This is a genomic window from Nocardia colli (assembly GCF_008704205.1).
GTDB classification, from domain to species: Bacteria; Actinomycetota; Actinomycetes; order Mycobacteriales; family Mycobacteriaceae; genus Nocardia; species Nocardia colli.
This window is the reverse complement of the sequence record NZ_VXLC01000032.1, coordinates 49,851-68,580: the sequence shown is the minus strand read 5'-3', so window position 1 is coordinate 68,580 and position 18,730 is coordinate 49,851. Positions and strand designations below refer to the sequence as shown.

The window sequence follows — 18,730 nt, the reverse complement described above, 5'->3', positions numbered from 1 at the left end:
CCGCCGGGGTCAGCCTCAGTCCAGGGGCTCGACGGCCGCGTCGAGGCCCAGGTCCACGGACCCGTCCACCCCGGATCCGACGTCGACCTCAACGGACAAGTGCGGCCAGAAGGAGGCGAGCCGCAACAGCTCGCCCGCGTGGAGTGCAGCTACCGGGACCAACTCGGTGTCCGGGAGGAAGTGGACCGTGGTCCCAGTCGAACCGTCCGAGGCAACGCGGACCAGATCGGTCACCGGTATGCCGTGCTCGTAGCGCTGGCTCCAGGCCATGTCACCGCGGCGATTGGTGTGAATCAGCCATCTGCTCAGGGCCGCCACGACGGATATCCCGCGACGTGGGTGTCCATCAGGCAGCGATTGGGCATCAGGAAAGTCGAAAAAGCGCAGGTCCTTCGACGCCATGATCGGCTTGCGCACATATCGGCCCTGGTCGTCGATCCGAGTGTCGGTGCCCCTGCCGTTGTCCGACACCGATACCGAACCATCAGGGTGCGAGACGAGGAGACACCGTCCTCCGCCGTTGCACTCGGCTTCCTCCGCCGCATAGGCAACGACTTCCAGAATCATGTGCCGAGTACCGCTGGGCGCCATTGTTTCTGGATTCCGCCGGATGCACTGCAAGTGATCGACGTCCACCTCCGTGGTCCAGTCATGCGTCGTATTCCGCCACGTAGACCTCGGCCCATTCACGACAGAAGTATCCCACGACTCGCCGGTGTTGCCTATCACATTCGCCGACAAGCGTCGCGCCGAGTCGGGGTACTGTCGGATGTTCCCATGCGGAGGAACACGCTAAGGGCAGTAAACGCTGAATTCGGGCGATAACCGAATTGCACCGAAAGGTGATCCAGCCGATAATCCAGCCGATTCGAGCAAAGCGCTACTCCGCCGAGCCGCGTCTGGGTCTTGCGAGCAGGTTGCCTCGAGAATCAGCATCGTGAATCGGGCCGGCGCAAAACTTGCCTCCGCCGGATGAACTCGGGGTGTGGAGTGGCCTGGCGGAACTCGCGAGCCGCGTGGGACCGGTCCCATCCACACCTGACAGGCTGCCCTTCGGCCACGCATGGTGCGGCAGATCGACGGCACCGAGTCGACTGCGCACGAATTTCGTTGTCCGCGTAGCGCCTAGCCAGCTGTACAAGATCGTGTCAGCAACTGGCAGCACCTCTTCGACCACACGATATGGAGCGCGACGGATGACGAGCAGGATCAGGACAGCGGCTTCTCCGACACAGCTGTCTCGCCGTAGAGCGATGGCGTGGCTCGCTGCTGGAGTGCCGATTGCCGCTGTACTAGCGCCGCCGGTCCATGCCGTGCCGGTATCGGGCCTCGGCGCACCGCACGTTGCTGCCACGGCTCGCGTCGGTCCACCCGAGCCGGAAAAGGCCGAAGCGATTCGTGCTGAATTCCTGCACGCATGGAACGGCTACAAGCGGCTGGCATGGGGACACGACGAAGTGCTGCCGGTGTCCGGCGGCTATGCGGAGTTCTTCGCCGACGAGCATCCGGTCGGTCTATCGATCATCGAAGCGCTCGACACGCTCTATGTCATGGGGCTCGACGACGAGGTCGCGCTGTCGACAGCTTGGCTCGAGCAGAATCTCGATTTCGACATCGATGCAGACTTTTTTGTCTTCGAATCGATCATCCGGCTGGTCGGTGGCCTACTCGCCGGCTATTTCGCGACCGGAAGTCAGCGCATGCTCGATGCAGTCCGGGACCTGGCCGACCGCCTGTTGCCTGCCTTTACCCTGTCGCCGACGGGTATACCCTATTCATTCGTCAATCTGCGCACGGGAAAGGTTTCCGGCGATACCGGGTCGCTGGCGGGGATCGGTACCAACATCCTCGAATTCGGCGTGTTGTCGGAGTTGACCGGCGATCCGAAGTATTACCGTGCGGCCAAGCGCTCCTATCAGGCGGTCATCGATCGGCGTTCCGGGCTTGATCTGCTCGGCACGTCCATAAATATCGAAACCGGAGAATGGACTGACACGACCAGTACAGCGCCCGAACCGCCGGTCGACTCGTTCTACGAATACCTGTGGGGCGCTTGGGCCATGTTCGGCGATCCGGATTGCCTGGCGTGGTTCTGGATCTTCGACGCGGCGATCAGACGGTCTCAGGTCGAACGCATCAATGGGTCGCTGTGGTTCAGAAATGTCGACATGCATACCGGCGAGCTTCGGAATCGCCGACAGTCCGAACTCGCTGTCAGCGTCTTCTGCCCGAGCGACGATACGCTCCTTGCGGCAGACTACTTCCGATCGTGGACGGCTGTCCTCGACGCCTACGCGATCATCCCGAACACAATTGATTATCTCGATCTTACGGTCCTCGACCCGGCTAACCACCTCTTTCCCGAATACGCTAACTGCGCATACGACCTTTATCGGCACACGGGTGATCCGTACTATCGCGATGCGGCCTGGAGGTATTTCCAGAACTTGAATACCTACCATCGAGTGCCGAACGGATACACCATCGTCACCGACATGACCCAGCAGCCGATGGTTCGCGGAGACCGATGCCCGGCCTATCTCTTCGCCGAGAACTTCAAATGGCTGTACTTGACCTTCTCCGGGACTCCTCGATTCGACTACGACACCGGATATCTCAGCACCGAGGGAAAGATTCTGCGCGGACTACGGAAGCAACAGTGACGCTTACGGCCGGTTAAACCGCGCACCCATACGACGACACTCACGCCGGCAGCGACCGGTCGATGATGGCTTTGGCGTCGATCCCAGCGGGCAGTGTGCCGTAGCACAGGCCGCGGTCCTCGCCCAGGCGGGCCGCACAGTAGGCGTCGGCGACGGCCGGGATCGAGTAGCGGACCAGCAGGCTCGCGCTGAATGCGGTCGCGAGATCCTCGACGACGCGCCGGGCGCCGAACTGGGCGTCGTGCACGGATGTCGTGCACGGATGCGGACGCCAGCCTCCTGCGCCATCTTCGTACAAACGGCTGAAACCCAGGCGTACCCTTGCCCCTTCCCATGATTGGCAAGGGCCACGTTGCGACGTGCGGCAGGGCACCCTCAATCTGCCAGGATGACAACCGCTTCCGATGTCGGGCGCGAACAGCCGCGGCTCGACGAATTACCGGTTCGCCCTATTCATCGTAAACTGGTCGTTCTGGTCGGTGCGGGGCTATTTTTCGACCTCTACGAGCTCTTCCTCGCCGGGACCGTCACCGGAGTGCTGAAGCAGGAAATGCGGCTGTCCGTATTCCAGCTCAGCGGCATCGTGGGATCGGCCTTCGCGGGACAGTTCCTCGGTGCGCTGGTGATCGGCCGGTTGTCGGACGTGTTCGGGCGGCGGCGCATGTTCATGGTGAATATCGCGTTGTACTCCGGGTTCACCCTGCTCGGCGCGTTCAGCCCGAACATCGCCTTTCTGATGGCGACGCGGGTTCTCGCCGGACTCGGGATCGGTGCGGAGATGACCGTTTCCGACACCTATCTGTCCGAAGTCGTTCCGCCGCAGGTGCGTGGCCGCATGATCGCCATGGCGTATACGATCGGCTTCTGCGCCGTGCCCACCGTCGGTTTCCTGGCGAGATGGCTGGTTCCGTTGCGGCCCTTCGGGATCGACGGCTGGCGCTGGTTGTTCGTGATCGGCGGCCTCGGCGCCGCGGTCGTGGTCGTGGCGCGTCGGAGCATGCCGGAGTCGCCGCACTGGCTGGCGCGACAGGGGAAAAAGGCCGACGTCCTTCCGTTCCGTGCGATCATGCGGCCTCCCTATCGCGCACGCACCAGCCTGTTCTCCGCGGTGATGATTCTCGAGGTGTTCGGCTACTACGGTTTCGGCGCGCTGGTCGTGCTCGTGCTGGACCGCAAGGGCTTCGAGGTGGTTACCGCGCTGCGGTACTTGACCATTGCCTATCTCGGCTATCCGCTCGGTTCGCTACTGGCCATTCCGCTCATGGAGCGGTTCGAACGAAAACATCTGGTGATGGGGACCGCCTCGCTGATGGCCTTGCTCGGATTGATATTCGGCTTCGCCACCGGCGTTCCGCTGATCCTGCTCTCCGGCGGGTTGTTCACCCTCACCAGCAATGTCTTCTCGGATGCGATTCATACCTACCTCCCGGAATCCTTCCCCACCGCGGTCCGCGGTACCGCCTCCGGCGCGACGTACTCGCTGTCCAAAGTCAGCACCGCACTACTACCCTTCTTCCTATTACCGCTGCTCGACCGTCCGAACGGTCCCGCACTCGTCTTCTCGGTGATCGCCGTCGCGCTCCTTGCGATGGTCACCCTGATCGGTATCTGGGGACCGGTTACGGGACGCCGCGCCCTCGATACGGCCTGACCCCGCAGCAGTATCTACTCCAGGTCTGGCCGAGATCACCGCCGCGCAAGCTCGAGCGGCCCTGCAGCTCCACCGCGGTAACCTCAGTGACTTGTTCGGTGCCGGTGACAGCGGCGTCTATTGATGGACGAGATCCTTGCCCTTCGTTTCGCGGGAAACGCCCATCAACACCATGGCTCCGATTGCGGCGACGATTGCGGTGCCGAGTCCGAGCCGGAAACCGGTGGTGCTGACCGCTAGCGCGCCGACGATGAATGGCGCGATGGCACCGCCGACTCGGCCGCCGTTATAGGTGAACCCCATGGCCAGTGCTCGGACGGGTGAGCGATACATCATTTCGGCGGTCCACGGGATGATGCCGGCGGATACACCACTGACCCCGATGCCGGCCAAGAAGGCGGCGCCCAGCACCAGCGGGTGTGCGGCTACGGTGATCAGGAGTCCGATGGCGAACACGGAAACCGCGAGATAAGTGAGAAAGGTGGGTTTGCGCCCCCAGCGGTCGGCGACGGCGCCGAAGCCGATGAACCCGAGGATTGCGCCCAGCTGCTGAACTATCAGGAAAACCAGCGACTTCCCGAGTGTCAGGTGATCGATCTCTTGCAGGTAGGTCGGCAGGAATGTCGCCACGGCCCAGAACAAGTACTGCAGGCAGAAGGTGAAGGCAAGGGTCAGCAGAAGTGGACCTCGGTCTCGACGAAGCAGGGTGCGGACCATGTGTTGCCGATCCGCCGGCTTCCGGCTCACCCAGAGGGGGGATTCTGCGGTAGTGATCCGGACGTAGACCGCGAGGATCAAGGGCAGGGCACCGAGGGCGAACATCCATCGCCAGCCGCCGTCATCGAGTCCGCCGGCGAGGTGGTCGACAACGGCGACGGCGGCCAGTGCCAGCAGATTTCCTATCGGGATGCCGCCCTGCATGAGCGCGCCCCCCTTACCGCGGTGAGCGGCAGGCCAAGTTTCGGCCACCAGGGGTGCACCTGCCGACCAGGTGGCGCCCATGCCGAGTCCCGCCGAAAAGCGGAGCGCGGCAACCCATTCGAGCGAGGGCGCGAGCGCGGTCAGCCCGGTGAGCACCGCGTACAGGGCGACAGCGTAGCTCAGGGCCTTGGTCCGGCCGATCCGCTCCGCGATCCATCCCCCGGCGATGCCCCCGATGATCAGGCCGACGGCTTGGACGGTGGCGACCGAACCCAGTTGTGCTTTGCTGGAGCCGAAGTCATGGATGAGCGCGGGAATGGTCAGCGCGAGCGTGACGACGTCGAAGACTTCGAAGGTCCACGCGAAACCGGCGACGGTAAGAGCCTGCCAGCCGGTCCGGCTGACCTGGCGATACCAGGGGCCCGCAGGCAAGCCGGGCGTGCGAGGTTCAGGGTGTGGGTCGCTGGGTGTTTCGATGTTGTGCACGGGGAGTCCTCGTCGCGAGATCGCCATCGGCGACTGGTGCAGGGGTGTTTTGTTCCGACGCTGTCGCGATGACCGTGCTGAGGGCGGTGAACAGGTCGAGCGCATTCGGGAGTGCGGGCACTGTTACCAGCTGCTCGCGTAGGTGGCGAGGATCAGCGAGGTGTGCGGCATTGGAGTCGAATTTCTCGCGGATCTGATCGGGACGCAATGGCCGCGCGGGCGAGCCGAGAGAATCCTCGACGGATATCGTCCGGGTCGTTCCGTCGGTGAGCAGTGCTCGAGCGGTACAGCCCAGGTGGTCAGGGAACCGTTTGGTCTCGCGATCGCCGGCCGTGCACGTTATGCGATGTGCGAGGGCAAGTATTTCGGGATTGTCGATGATGTCGTCGGTGAAGTCGTTGAGCGCCACCCCTAGACCTCCCCCACCGTGCAATGCGACGGCGAACGTGAACGGCGCGGAGAAGCGCGCTGAGTATCCGCTGGCAGGCTCGGCTTTGTCCGCGGGTGGATCTGCGACAGCACGTAAAGTGGGTGCCGCGAGTGCCAGTTCGACCTCGACGATCTGTCCGGCGGCGACACCCGCGGCTCGTAGCTGCAAGGCGGTGTCGATGCCGGGATGGGTGAATCCGTTGGTCGGAAATGGTTTGACGCCGGTGGACAAGTAATGCCAGTGGTCACCGAGCTGCTGGGTGACCGCATCGAGGTTCGCGGCGGCACCGATGAACGCGCGCGCGAATCCGAACCGTCCCTCGAACGCGGTCGGTGCACCGCTGAGTCCGTGGCCGGCCAGCCCTGCGGCGGTGGTACCGGCTGCGGCAGCCCACCCCGCGTGGACCGGTTTGACGGTGCCGCCGACGCGATTGCTTTCCAGCAGACCCGAGGAAAAGCTCATGGCTGAGGTAATCGCGTGTGCCAGTTGGCCGGAGCTCAATCCACGCAGTAGACCGGCAGTAACCGCGGCACCGACGGTGCCACAGACCGAGGTCATGTGCAGGCCGCGATCGAACAGAATGGAGTCTCCGGAGCCGTCTTGCACGGCGGCCAAACCGATGCGGATGCTGATCTCGGAGCCGATGGCTACTGCCCGGACGAGCTGCGCACCGGAGAGACCGTCGATCCTGGCATGGGCGAGGGCGGTGGGAACAGCCACGGTGCTGGGATGTACCAGTGTGGGAAGATGCGCGTCGTCGAAATCGTGTGCGTGCGCGGCTGTTCCGAGAACAAGTGCGACACGGTCCGTGGGCAGCGTTGCGAACAAACCGCCGGGATGTGTTTCGGTCACGTATGCCGCGACCGCGGCGGCCGGGGCGCTGTCCAGGCCGGCGAGCAGACACCCGGTGGTGTCGAGCATCGCCGCGGCGACGCGGGCGGTGACCGGACCAGGCAGATCGACGCGGTAGGTGTCGTATGCCCAGGCAGCGAGCCTGGCAGCGATCGATCGAATGTCCATTCTCAGGCCTCCACCACGGCCAGCGGTCGCACCGGCGAGCCGGTGGCGCCGACCAATTTCAGTGGTGCCAGCACGAACATGAATTCGGTAACCTTCTGGGCGGCAATCTCTTCGAGATCGAGCACCTCGATGATGTTGATCCCGGCATCGAAAAGGAGCACACGGTGCGCGGGCATCACGGTATGCCCGAAGCCGGGCCGAATCTGATCGAAGGCGATGGTGTCGATGCCGGCGGCGCGAACACCGTGCCGGGCGAGCCAGATCGCGGCGGATTCGGTGATGCCGGGTGCGCCGATCTGCTGACCGAGGTAGGACTCGGTGTCGGTGTAGAGCTGTGGCCATCCGGTGCGGATCAGTGCGACATCGCCCGGATCGAGGGTGAGTTCACCGAGCGCCTTCGACAGATCCTCGGGCGAAATCCCGTAACCCGGCTCCAGTCGTTGCACACCGAGGGCGTCTGCGACATCGAGCAGGACGCCCCGGCAGACGATCGGTTCGATCGTCTCGACTCCGAGTTGCTGGAATCGTCCGCCGGTGCTCGTCGCGGCGGCATCGAGACCGCCGTGCAGACGGCCGCCCATCGAGTAGTGCGCGAGTGCATCGATGTGGGTACCGACGTGGCCGCCGATCGTGATCAGCTCGTTCGAACCCGATCCGCCGTCTGGGTTGACGCGATCGCCGTGGCGTCTGATCAAACCCATGTGGAATCCGGGATGACTAGGGGAACAGGGCATCCCGTTCTCCAAGGGCTGGGCGAGGTCGAAGATACGCACCCCGTTCCGCAGATAATCCAGAATCGTCATTTCTTTCTCGGCCCTCCTACTGTGGTTGATCTCGGCGTCCGGCATCGAGTTCCGTGGCCGCGGCGTCGACAACGGAGCGGGCATGTCGGACAACGGCGCCGTCCACGAACACACCCGTGCTGTCTACCTGTGCTCCGGTGCCGTGCGCGTTTGCCTGGGCGACTATCGCCTGGGCGTGTCGTAATGCGGTCTGGTCCGGAATGAAGATGCCATTGACGACCGGTATCTGACTGGGATGGATAACCGAGCGCCCCCAATACCCCTGGGCTAGTCCTCGAATACAGTCCTGAGCCAAACCGGTCAGGTCACGGAGGTCAGGGTAAACACTCATGGGCGGCCGCGGCAGGCCCGCGGCCGCCGCGGCGACGAGCACCCGTAACCCGACCGCACGGATGACCTCGGGATCGGTGATTCGCAGATCGGTGGCGAGATCGACATTGCCGATCAGCAGGCCGGCGACTTGACGATGACACGTCGCCAAGGTCAACGCGTGTTCGACACCGAGCGCGGACTCTATGACCGGCCATACCGGCACCTCCGGTGCGGCGGCCGCGACTTCCTCGATCTGCCCGGGTTGTTCGGCCTTTGCCACGCGGATCCCCGCCGGCCTCGATCGAGCGAGCGCTGCGAGATCGTCCCGTCCGCCCATGTCCAGCGCGTTGATCCGGACCAGGACGTTCGATGGGTTGTGCCGCATCAGGAAGGCTGCGGTGGCCTCCCGGGCGAACGGCTTGCGGTCGGCTGTGACGGCGTCCTCGAGGTCGATGACGACCGCATCGGCGCCGCTGTGGACGGCCGTGTCGAATCGGTCCGGGCGATCGCCGGGAACGTACAGCCAGCTGCGTACGGGAGGCATCACACGATCCCGGCCGCATGCAGGCGCACGAGCTCATCGTCGCCGATGCCGAGGGCTCGGTAGATCTCCGCGTTGTCGGCGCCCTTGGCTCGTCCGGCCCAGCGAATACGGCCCGGTGTGCCGGTCAATCGCACCGGCGGGGCCTGGATGGCGAGATCGCCGAGTTCCGGGTCATCGACGTGCACGATGGTGCCCAGTGCGGCGAACTGTGGGTCGGTGGCGATGTCCGCGGCGTTGTAAATCAGAGCGACGGCGGCGTCGGCTTTGTCGAACGCTGCTATCACTTCGGCGGAGTCGCGCTCGGCGATCCAGCTGCCGACCGCGTTGTCGAGCTCCTCGACGTGCTGGACCCGGCCGTACCCGTTGGCGAACCAAGGCTCGTCGATGACCTCTGGTCTGCCTACCAGACGCAGCACGCGTTCGGCGATGCTCTGTGCGCTGGTGGACACTGCCACCCAGCGTCCGTCCCGGCATCGATAAGTGTTGCGGGGGGCGTTGTTCACCGAGCGGTTGCCGACCCGCTCCTGCACGATCCCCAGCTGCTGGTACGTCGTGATCTGCGGACCGAGCACCGACATGATCGGTTCCAGCAACGAGAGGTCGATCACCTGGCCTCGGCCGGTGTTCCGCCGAGTATGCAGCGCAACCATGACCGCATACGCACCGGTGATGCCGGCAATGCCATCGGCCAGGCCGAACGGCGGGAGCGTGGGTGGACCATCCGGCTCGCCCGTACTGTAAGCGAATCCGCTCATCGCCTCGGCGAGCGTGCCGAAGCCCGCCCGGGACCGCATAGGACCGACCTGCCCGAACCCGGTCACCCGGAGGAGGATGACGCCCGGGTTGACTTCCGCGAGAGTGTCGTAATCCAGCCCCCACCGCTCGAAGGTCCCCGGACGGAAGTTCTCCACCACGACGTCGGCGCTTCGAGCCAGCTTCAAGAAGATCTCTCGCCCCTCTGGCCGCCCGAGATCCAGCGTCATGGCCCGCTTGTTGCGGCCGACGGTCTTGGACCACAAGGAAATTCCATCGACGAGTCGCCCGTTCAATCGCCCGGGCTCGCCGCCCGGATGCTCGATCTTGATGACGTCGGCACCGAAATCGGCAAGTAGTGCCGCGGCCGTCGGACCTGCGAACAAGGTGGCCGCGTCGAGGACCCGAAGGTCGGACAACGGAAGTCGGTCAGCTGCTGTGGTCATGTCGGCACCTCTTGCTAGTACGCTTTACCGTAAGCCTTACGGTAAATCTCACCGTAGACTGATTCCGTCGACTATCGCAAGGGGTTGCGCATATGACCGTCAGGGACACGGCCGCCGAAAATCCACGCCGACGCCTTCCGCGGGGCACTCTCACCACGGAGCGGATCGTCGATGCCGCTCTGGAACTCGCTCAGGAGGAGGGCCTCGATGCGGTCAGCATGCCCAAGCTCGCCGGCAGGCTCGGCTGTGGTGTCATGACGATCTACGGCCGGATCGATGACAAGGATCAGCTACTCGGCCTGTTATGTGCCCGGATCCTGGCGGAATTCCCGTTGCAACGGACCCCGGGACTGACTTGGGAGGAGGTGTTGCGCCGATACTCGAACGCGCTGCGCGAACGAATGCTCGAGTATCCATCTCTGGCCCAGATGCTCGTGGAGCGGAAGATGTGGGGGCCGCAGGTGGCCGACCTCATGGAATGGATCCTGACCGAATTGACCACCGCGGGCTGGTCACTGCACAATGCCGTCCAGGCATTCCGCGCCGTCCAGACCTACACCCTCGGTTTCGTGCTGTACGAAATACCCCGCACCAGAACACCAACCGCCGTCGACCACGAATCGTGGTGGCAGCACACGCTGGTCGACCTGCCGACAAACGACTACCCCGTCATACACGCCGCGGCGCAATTCCTTCCCGAGGGCCCCACCGAAGGGCAATTCCACTGGGGATTGGCCACACTTATCGACGGATTGCGAGCAGGGCACGAGGGGGTCCCGGCATGAGCGACAGCAGCGTCACCGCTGACCGCCGAAAACCCGGCTGGTTACGCCCCATTCAGTGAGGTCGAAGGGCCGCCCGAAGTCACGCGGCGCCGAGCGTCGCCTAGCCGTTTCTCCGCTTCGATCGACGTCGGATGATCGGGATCGAAGGCGCGCAGACAACTGGCGTGGGTCGCGGCGTACCAATAGAGCGCCTCCGCCGACCGGCCCGTCGCCATGCACGCGTCGGCCAGTCGTAGCTGGGCATCGAGCGTGCGAGGGTCGTCGGCACCGAAGGTGTCGAGGCTTCGGCCGACCTCCCATCGGTGTTCTGCGACATCGGTATTCCTCCGCCGCCTCCCGCGATAGTCGGCGGCCGCGCGCACGACACGATCCGCGGACCACCAAGCGAGGATTCCGATCGATCCGGCCAGGGCGTACCCCCGCCAATCGACCGGGCCCGCAAAGCAAAGGACTACAAGTAATATCAGCACGCAATATATAGCCATCCGGGTTCCTCGAAGTCCGGACAGCGGATACCGACGCACTATTTTCCTTCGAGGCGCCGAATGCGCAGCGAATGCAGATCGACCGATCTGCGTGCATACTTCACTGGTGTTCTCCGTTTCCGACCGAGTCGAGACATCAGGCGAAATGAACCGAGGCTATCGGCTATTTTATCCACTCGGATGTGGGCAACTTCCCAATCGTGGGCACACCTGGCGCGCACCACATCGCGAAAGATTCGCTTAGTAGTTTCACGAAACGTTCGTTGAGTCAGACGGCATCACCTCGATGCCGAAGCCGACGTGAATGCCGATGCTACTTCCAGTCGAGGGCAGCTCTACGGAGGGCCGCGAGTTCGGGAGTACTCCCGATGGCTTCCTGGAGACCGCCGACGATGCCGGCGAAATTCATCACGATCAGATGTTCACATCCGGCGGCGGCGAACTGAGCGAGCCGCGGGGCGACTTCCTCGGCGTTGCCGAGGTAGAGGCCTTCTTCGAGCAATTCGAAAGGTGTACGGGCGAGGAGACTTTCCAGGTCATCGAGAGCTATCTCGTGCGGGATCACGTCGATGTAGGTGCGGATGTCGGAACCACCCGGGTATTCCAGTCCGTGCTTGCGCCAGACGGCTGGCGGAACCGCCCACAGGGCGAGCAGTTTCGCCATGGGGTGCGCGTCGAACAGCTCTCGTAGCCGTTCCCGGCTACGGCCTAGGACCGCGAACACGAGCAGCCCTCGTTCCGGTGCCGGGCGGCCGGCCCGCTCGGCGTGTTCGACGACCTTCGTTCCCATCGTGTGATATTCGGCCGGATCGGCGACTTCGAAAGGCAGCCAGCCGTCGGCGTACTCGCCGGTGAGACGCAGCATTCGGCGACGATGGCCGGCCAGCCAGATCTTCGGTCTTCCGTTCGCGATCGCTGTCGGATATCCGAACCGCCCCGGCCCCTCTGGCATCGTGCCGCTGTCGATGATGTGGCGAAGTGTTCGCAGGAAATGCTCCGTAGTGGTCACCGGCTTGTCGAACGAGTATCCGAACGGGGTGAGATTCTCGCGCTCCCCGCTACCGATCCCGAGATTGAAACCGCCCCTGCACAGGTGCTGAAGGGTCAGAGCGGTGCGGGCGACATCCGGCGCTGCCCTGCGGATGCTGTCGGTCACGCACGTTCCCAAGGGCAGATCGGTCGTCGCGGCGGCCCACGCGCACAAAGCGAACGGATCGAAGAGCGCATCCGGGTCGGCGACGAATTCCGACAGTGGTATCCGATCCCAGACCGCCGGGGGAAACGGGCCCAGCATATGGTCCGCTGCCCACACCGAGTCGACGCCGATGGATTCGGCCGCGGCAAGCATCGACTTCGACGCTTTGGCGGGATGGAACGACGGCATCATCAATCCGAACTTCATGTCCAATTCCTTTCCGGATGTGATGCGGGGTCGGGAGTTGGTTGTTCATGTGCCGAGTTCGATGGTTCGATTCATCTTCGGCGCAACTCGAGCGCGACCGCACCGAGAGCAGCGCCGGCAAGCGGCGTGATGTAGCGTCTCCGTTCGATCTCGAGGCAGGAGCCGCTCACCGGCCGCCCGCCGACTGCCATAGATACCAGCTCGCGACTGTCCGGTAGGGCCGCCATCGCTCCCCATGGCTGAGAACCTGCTCAGCCGTCGGCAGATCGCAGCCGTACACCACGGCGAACCCCTTCCGCACGCCGAGGTCATCGCCAGGCAACACGTCGGGGCGGCCCAACCGGAAGATGAGGAACATCTGCGCAGACCAGACGCCGATGCCACGGACCTGGGTGAGCTGCTCGATGATCGCCGCGTCGTTCATTCGGCGGGTTGCTGCCAAGGTAGGCAGCGCGCCGCGGTCGACCCGATCGGCGAGATCGCGCAGCGCCAGCTGTTTGGGGCGAGACAACCCGGCGTCACGCAATTCGTTATCGGTGGCACCGAGGATCTGAGCGGGTACCAGATCCGGTCCGCTACCGCCCGGCAACGCCAGCGCACGGCGATGAATGGTGGCTGCCGCGGCGGTGCTGAGCTGCTGGTACACGATCGCTCGAGCAAGTCCGCCGAACAGCGTGCTGGTCGGCTCGGTCGCCAGCAGGCACGAGCCGATTGTGTCGATGCACGCGGCCAGCTTTCGGTCAGCCCTGCGTAATCTGGCCACGGCGTCGGCCGGGTCGAACGGCAGCCGGGAACGGACTGGCTTCTGCGGCGGCGCCGTGCCTTCCGCGGCGAGCATCTTCAGTTTCGTCGTCACTCCACCGGTCGCGGAAAACCCGCCGAGCCCGCCGCCGGCGGCCACCACCCGATGACACGGTACGACGATCGCGAACGGATTGCGGCCCATAGCTTGTCCTACCGCCCGCGCCGCGTCCGGAGCGCCGAGTTGCTGGGCCAGGGTGCCGTAGGTGACGGTGGTGCCAGGCCGCACCTTCCGTGCCGCCGCGTAGACCCGGCGATGGAACTCAGGTACCCCGGACATGTCCAGCGGCAGGTCGCCGAGATCGTCTTCGACACCGGCGAGCAACGCGATGATCCGATCGATCGCGTGCTGCGCGACCGGAGGCGGAGTCACCTCGGCCGCATCGGGCAGTCGTCGACGCAGACGGGCACGCGTCCGGATCTCGGTGGCCTCCGGCAGCTGGACCGACGCGATGCCGTGCGTGGTCCAGCCGATGCCACATCGACCGACCGCGGTATCGAACAAGGCGAAGCCTGCGGTGCCGCGGATCGGAGTGGTCATGTCGATACCGTGTGGAAGACCGGCCAGCACACCTCGGTTCGATGCCGACTTTCATCGGCGATGTCGTCCGCGGTGACCAGGTAGTTTTCCCGGATCGGCCCGTCGACCCCGATTGCTCGCTCGGACACGAAGGTGCCCAGCGCGCCGTAGGTGCGGTCCAGATCACCGAATGGACCCCGGTGCACAGTGACGGCCAGCTCGGTGGCGGGCAGCTCGAGTACGACGACGCGCCCGGTCACCCGTGGCGTATCCCGAACCGGGGCGAAGACGACCACATCACCGGCATCCTCGGCAAAGAACTCCGCGAAGTACAGCGCCCCGTCGGGGCCGGCACGCTCGATGCCGACGTTGTCCAACACCGCGTGCAGCTCGTTGAATGCGGCGGCCGACCAATCGTCGAACTCGTTCATCCCGATCCGGTCCCGAACCGCAAGAACCCGAATCGGTGGGGACAGCCGGTACTCCACCTCGATCGGAATCTGGTCCGGCTCCAATAACGCGCGCAAGGAAGCGACCGCGGATTGGGTTTGCTCCAACTGCCGTTCCATCCGACGCAGATGCCGCAGGATCACCGCGTTGCGCGCGGTGACGTCCTCGGCGCCCAGCACCGCACGCACGTCCTGTAGCGGCATGCCCAGATCGCGCAGCCGGCGAATGACCTGCGCGACCGGTACCTGTTCGGACCGATAGAGCCGGTATCCGGTCGCCGCGTCTACATCGGCCGGGACCAATAGTCCGACTTCGTGGTAATGGCGCAGCGCTTTCACACTCAGGTAGGTCATCCGGGAGAAGTCCCCGATGGTCACCAATGCTGACATGAAGATCACTCTGAACTCTCCTGCGGGGGGAGGGTCAAGTCTTGCGTCGATTCAGCGTGTCGGAAGACAGTGCGCGAACCCGGTGAGAGCGGCACGTCTGCTCTCACCGGAATAGCCGTCGCCGCGAATCCGAGGTCAGCCGAGGAAGTCCCGAAGCGGTTCGATCAGTTCTTCGGGCCGCTCTTCCGGGAAGAACAGCCGACCGCCGGATACCTCTACCACCTTCGTCGCACCAGGGATGGTGCCTCGCAGCCAGTAGGCCCACTTCAGGTCGAACAGAGGGTCATCCGTGCCCCAGACGATCAACGTGGGTGCGGTCAATGTTCGCAGTTGCGGCTCGATCGCCATCAGATCCTCGGCGTCGAGCGCGACCAGCAACCGCTCGAACTCACGGGCGAGCTCGACCGTCCCCATGACCGGCCGGAGGTAGATCTGAACAGTCTCATCATCCGGCAGGTCATCGCTCTGATAGGTACCGGCGAACAGTTGCTTGCGCGCTTGTTCCGGCACCGCCACCAAGTCAGGAGCGGTTGGCGCAAGGTCTCCTTTCCCGGCTGCCTCGACGACCGGTTTGAACCCCTCGGGCGGCAGATTTTCATGAGTATCGCAGTCGGTCAGGGTCAGTGTCATCACTCGTTCCGGGTGGGTGGCGGCGAATACCTGGCAGATCGCTCCGCCGGTGTCATTGCCGACCAGATCGATGTTCGTCAGGTCGAGTGCGGTGCGGAAGTCTTCGACGAACTGGGTCAGTCCGACCAACGAGAAATCTCGATCGGCGCCGGCCGGAGTGTCGCCGTGTAGCGGCAAGTCCAGTGCAACGCAACGATATTCGGCTGCCAAACCGGCTATGACATTCCGCCACAGGTATGCGTTGGTACCCAGGCCGTGTACGAACAGGATCGTCCGCCCGTCGCGGGGTCCTATATCCACGTAGCTGGCTGATCCGCTCGCTGTCGCGACAGTGTGACGATGGGCATTGAACTCATGCAGATTCATCCGTGATCTCTCTTCTCACTCCAAGGAATTCGGCGATCAACAAGAACCCGGTTCTCATCGTGACCACGCTCAACCCTCCCCCCACAGGAGTGTCAACCCCATGCCCGGTGGCATCACGAGTTCGACGACGAGCCCATCGAGATTTTCAACGAGGTCGGCGAAAACGGCTATGAGCTTCGGAAGGTCGAGGTCTATCCGACGTGACGGGACCGGTCCCACGCGCCGGGCCATAGATTCCACGGGCGGTATGGCTTCGGTACACAGCCGAGGTGGCTTCCATGTCGAAGCCAGGAATGCAACCCGTCGAAAGGCCACTAACTTGAACGAGTTACTCGATCTCGTCCACACCCACTACAACGGCTTGGAGTCGGGTGACCTCGACTTGGCCGCCAGCCCGTTCGCCGACGATGTCGCGGCCGTGTTCCCTACTGGTCCGCTCGACGGCATCGATGCCCTCCGCAACCTCATCGACAGCTTCATCACCGCCTTCCCCGACCTGACGATCGACCGGCGCACCGTCTGGCAAGACGGCGACACGGCTATTGCCGAGGTCTCGTTCTCCGGCACTCAAACCGGCCCGCTGGCTACGGCCACAGGCGAGGTCCCCGCATCCGGTCGTCGGGTCACCTTCGACGCCGTCGACATCTTCACTGCCCGCTCGGGCAAAGTCGTCGAACATCGGGGCTATTGGGACAACGCGACCTTCCTGACTCAGCTGGGTCTGCTGCCAGACTCCGTTTGACGGACCGCATAGTTCCCGAGCCGGGCGCCGTTCCCACCTGTGGCGATTCGAGTGGCTGCACCGATCGCGCCGGTTCCGCACAATGACGGTACGCATGCCCGCGACGCCGACCATCCCGCCGCCTCGGTCAATTGTGTGCCAGTCCGGCAAAGGAGAGCCTGTGATCGACATCGATGCAGCCATCGGTCATCCCGTGCAGACGTACTAGGAAATCCTGTCCGCAGGCCCGGCAGCGTTCGATGAGAACCAGCTACGTATCATCATGGCGCCCGATCTCGATTTCGAGGGACCGATCGCCGGTCGCATAGTGGGTGCCGAGCCGTTCATCAAAGGAGTCTTCGGGTTCATCGAAACGGCACGCAGCTTCGACCTGCTGCACCAGCTGCGCACAGAGAACGGGGTGGCGACACTCTATGACGCCGAGATGCCCGAGCGGGCCGTCCGGTTCGCCGAATTCTTCCAGATCGACGGCGGCACGATTCGGTCATTGAGGCTGCTCTACGACGCCGCCGACTACCAGGCCAAGGGCGGTCGATGAACAGCTCGCGGCCTTGATCGTCGCAAAGCGGTCTCGCTGCCTTTCATGCGGAACAGGAGAACGGCTGTGCAGACGATTCCGGCCTGGTTCGATCGCACGCTTAGCCGTTCGATTCGCATATTTTCCGCACGTCGGCGGGAGATATGCACTATGTGGACGAAGGCGCCGGACAACCGGTGATGTGTGTCCACGGCAACCCGGATTGGAGCTTTTCCTATCGACACGTAATCGCCGGATTGCGCGAACAGTGCCGCGTCATCGCCTGCGATCACCTCGGATTCGGCTTGTCGGACAAACCCGCCGAGTTCGACTATTCGGTCAAGTCACACGCCGCAAATTTCGCGGACTTCGCCACCCATCTCGATCTGCGCGACGTGCTGCTCGTCGTCAACGACTGGGGTGGGCCGATCGCCTTGCCCTGGGCGTTGGATCACCCCGAGCGGGTCGCCGGGCTGGTGCTGTGCAACACCTACCTGTGGTCTGCCCGTGGCGACCTGCTGTTCGAAGCGTTCAGCGCGGCAATGGGCGGACCGATCGGCCGCCTGTTGATCCGACGCGCCAACCTGTTCGCCGGACTCCTGCATCCGATGATGCTCGCCCAACGGGACAGCCGCCGATGGTCCGTTCGCCGGCACGTCGCCGGGATCACCCCGCCCGGGTGGCAACGCAAGGGGCAACGGGTGTTCCCGACGGAAATCGTCCGATCCGGGCCATGGCAAAACGAGTATTGGGCACGCATCGGCACACTTGCCGAAATCCCGGCGACCATCGTGTGGGGTGCCAAGGACCCGATATTCAGGCAGAAGGAATGCCGGCGCTGGCTGTCCGGACTACCGAACAGCACATTGGTCAAGGTCGACGACGCAGCGCACTACCCGCACGAGGATCGGCCCGACGTGGTCGTCGCCGCCACCCGTGAGCGCCTTCCGCGCCGGCAGCGACCATAACCTGTGGCCACCACAAGTCACGCCGACGTCGGACAAGTGGATGTCAACAGCGATTTGGCCATATACAACGCGATCTCGTGTGAACGTCGCCGTCGTACAATGTTCGGTCTGGCCCGACAGTTCGAAGCCCATCGCCTCGTATGTCCGCACGGCTCTGATATCGGTGTTCTGCGTTCCAGCCAGAGGTGCCTAGCACCGTTGTTCCTGGCAAGGCCCGTAATACCCTCGACCAGGGCACGTCCCCGATGCCGGAGTGGCGGTGCGCTCAGTCGACGTAAAGATGTCAGAGCACGTGAGAGCACCTGACGCCGATTCCACCGGTGATAGACGATCGGCAAGGCCGTCCACTTCGGCGATTCTTCCGTGTATCACAACAAATCCCATGACGGCTGTTGTTCGTCGTCGACTGGTTCTCGAGCGTCGTCGATCCATGTCCTCTGCCCCATAGGTAGTCGCGCCGAGATGGCCCATCTCAGTACCGCAAGCTGTTCGCAGGCATACGCATCCGCGGTCGAATCTCACCCCTGTCGACTCTTCTGTGCGCGCCACACAGTTCCCAATATTGGGAATCCGAGATCGGCGAAGTCTCAATCTTTAAGCGTATGCTCGGCAAACTCTAGTCGGCGCCATCAATGGCGACGAATAG

The 18,730-nt window shown here is 63.8% G+C and carries 18 protein-coding genes and 1 pseudogene; 7 read left to right on the top strand and 12 right to left on the bottom strand.

The window, feature by feature from the left end; genetic code table 11:
• Positions 1-15: 15 nt before the first annotated feature.
• Positions 16-567 (bottom strand): ATP-binding protein, encoded by a 552-nt coding sequence (locus tag F3087_RS40690; RefSeq protein ID WP_191094390.1) that lies wholly within the window; start codon positions 565-567, stop codon positions 16-18.
• Between the two features lie 686 nt (positions 568-1,253).
• Here F3087_RS40690 and F3087_RS40685 point away from each other — a divergent pair.
• Positions 1,254-2,663 carry a glycoside hydrolase family 47 protein gene (locus F3087_RS40685; RefSeq protein WP_223885725.1) on the top strand — a complete coding sequence of 470 codons (1,410 nt, stop codon included), beginning with the start codon at positions 1,254-1,256 and terminating at the stop codon, positions 2,661-2,663.
• 40 nt (positions 2,664-2,703) lie between these two features.
• Here F3087_RS40685 and F3087_RS40680 read toward each other — a convergent pair whose 3' ends face one another.
• Entirely contained in the window at positions 2,704-2,910 is a 207-nt protein-coding gene (locus F3087_RS40680; RefSeq protein ID WP_150407513.1) for a hypothetical protein, read from the bottom strand.
• Between the two features lie 141 nt (positions 2,911-3,051).
• Here F3087_RS40680 and F3087_RS40675 point away from each other — a divergent pair, with 141 nt between their 5' ends.
• Complete coding sequence (locus F3087_RS40675; RefSeq protein WP_150407512.1) at positions 3,052-4,314, top strand: MFS transporter; 1,263 nt, start codon at positions 3,052-3,054, stop codon at positions 4,312-4,314.
• A 117-nt stretch (positions 4,315-4,431) separates the two neighbouring features.
• Here the strand turns inward: F3087_RS40675 and F3087_RS40670 are convergent, their stop codons facing one another.
• From F3087_RS40670 to F3087_RS40650, 5 genes are read right to left on the bottom strand one after another with little or no spacing between them, the layout of a single operon-like run.
• Positions 4,432-5,721, bottom strand: a complete 1,290-nt coding sequence (locus F3087_RS40670) for an MFS transporter (protein ID WP_191094389.1) — start codon at positions 5,719-5,721, stop codon at positions 4,432-4,434.
• The gene (locus F3087_RS40665; RefSeq protein WP_150407510.1) at positions 5,684-7,171 is read right to left on the bottom strand and encodes an MmgE/PrpD family protein; all 1,488 of its coding nucleotides are present in this window, start codon (positions 7,169-7,171) and stop codon (positions 5,684-5,686) included. Before F3087_RS40665 ends, F3087_RS40670 begins: the two co-directional genes overlap by 38 nt.
• A gap of 2 nt (positions 7,172-7,173) precedes the next feature.
• A complete protein-coding gene (locus tag F3087_RS40660; protein ID WP_150407509.1) occupies positions 7,174-7,974 on the bottom strand; it encodes a cyclase family protein in 801 nt (266 codons plus the stop codon).
• Between the two features lie 16 nt (positions 7,975-7,990).
• Positions 7,991-8,830: an HpcH/HpaI aldolase/citrate lyase family protein gene (locus F3087_RS40655; protein WP_150407508.1), complete on the bottom strand. Its 840-nt coding sequence runs from the start codon at positions 8,828-8,830 to the stop codon at positions 7,991-7,993.
• Positions 8,830-10,029 (bottom strand): CaiB/BaiF CoA transferase family protein, encoded by a 1,200-nt coding sequence (locus F3087_RS40650; protein ID WP_150407507.1) that lies wholly within the window; start codon positions 10,027-10,029, stop codon positions 8,830-8,832. Before F3087_RS40650 ends, F3087_RS40655 begins: the two co-directional genes overlap by 1 nt.
• 92 nt (positions 10,030-10,121) lie before the next feature.
• Here F3087_RS40650 and F3087_RS40645 point away from each other — a divergent pair, with 92 nt between their 5' ends.
• Positions 10,122-10,814: a TetR/AcrR family transcriptional regulator C-terminal domain-containing protein gene (locus F3087_RS40645; RefSeq protein WP_150407506.1), complete on the top strand. Its 693-nt coding sequence runs from the start codon at positions 10,122-10,124 to the stop codon at positions 10,812-10,814.
• A gap of 41 nt (positions 10,815-10,855) precedes the next feature.
• Here F3087_RS40645 and F3087_RS40640 read toward each other — a convergent pair whose 3' ends face one another.
• From F3087_RS40640 to F3087_RS40620, 5 genes are all read right to left on the bottom strand, one after another.
• A complete protein-coding gene (locus tag F3087_RS40640) occupies positions 10,856-11,176 on the bottom strand; it encodes a tetratricopeptide repeat protein (RefSeq protein WP_150407505.1) in 321 nt (106 codons plus the stop codon).
• Positions 11,177-11,612: 436 nt separating this feature from the next.
• Positions 11,613-12,701 (bottom strand): LLM class flavin-dependent oxidoreductase, encoded by a 1,089-nt coding sequence (locus tag F3087_RS40635; RefSeq protein WP_150407504.1) that lies wholly within the window; start codon positions 12,699-12,701, stop codon positions 11,613-11,615.
• 166 nt (positions 12,702-12,867) lie between these two features.
• Positions 12,868-14,043: a methylated-DNA--[protein]-cysteine S-methyltransferase gene (locus F3087_RS47565; protein WP_150407503.1), complete on the bottom strand. Its 1,176-nt coding sequence runs from the start codon at positions 14,041-14,043 to the stop codon at positions 12,868-12,870.
• Positions 14,040-14,861, bottom strand: coding sequence for a MerR family transcriptional regulator (locus F3087_RS40625; protein WP_150407502.1), 822 nt, complete (start codon positions 14,859-14,861; stop codon positions 14,040-14,042). The genes F3087_RS47565 and F3087_RS40625 overlap by 4 nt, the downstream gene beginning before the upstream one ends.
• 135 nt (positions 14,862-14,996) lie before the next feature.
• Positions 14,997-15,857: an alpha/beta fold hydrolase gene (locus tag F3087_RS40620; protein ID WP_150407501.1), complete on the bottom strand. Its 861-nt coding sequence runs from the start codon at positions 15,855-15,857 to the stop codon at positions 14,997-14,999.
• Between the two features lie 114 nt (positions 15,858-15,971).
• Between F3087_RS40620 and F3087_RS47560 the strand changes: the two are divergent.
• The 4 genes and pseudogenes from F3087_RS47560 to F3087_RS40605 form a co-directional block, all read left to right on the top strand.
• Positions 15,972-16,061, top strand: a pseudogene (locus F3087_RS47560) (DUF6881 domain-containing protein); the annotation flags it as partial.
• Between the two features lie 115 nt (positions 16,062-16,176).
• Positions 16,177-16,599 carry an ester cyclase gene (locus F3087_RS40615; RefSeq protein WP_191094388.1) on the top strand — a complete coding sequence of 141 codons (423 nt, stop codon included), beginning with the start codon at positions 16,177-16,179 and terminating at the stop codon, positions 16,597-16,599.
• A 262-nt stretch (positions 16,600-16,861) separates the two neighbouring features.
• Complete coding sequence (locus tag F3087_RS40610; RefSeq protein WP_150407499.1) at positions 16,862-17,137, top strand: hypothetical protein; 276 nt, start codon at positions 16,862-16,864, stop codon at positions 17,135-17,137.
• A gap of 143 nt (positions 17,138-17,280) precedes the next feature.
• Positions 17,281-18,084, top strand: a complete 804-nt coding sequence (locus F3087_RS40605; protein WP_150407498.1) for an alpha/beta fold hydrolase — start codon at positions 17,281-17,283, stop codon at positions 18,082-18,084.
• Positions 18,085-18,730: the final 646 nt, after the last annotated feature.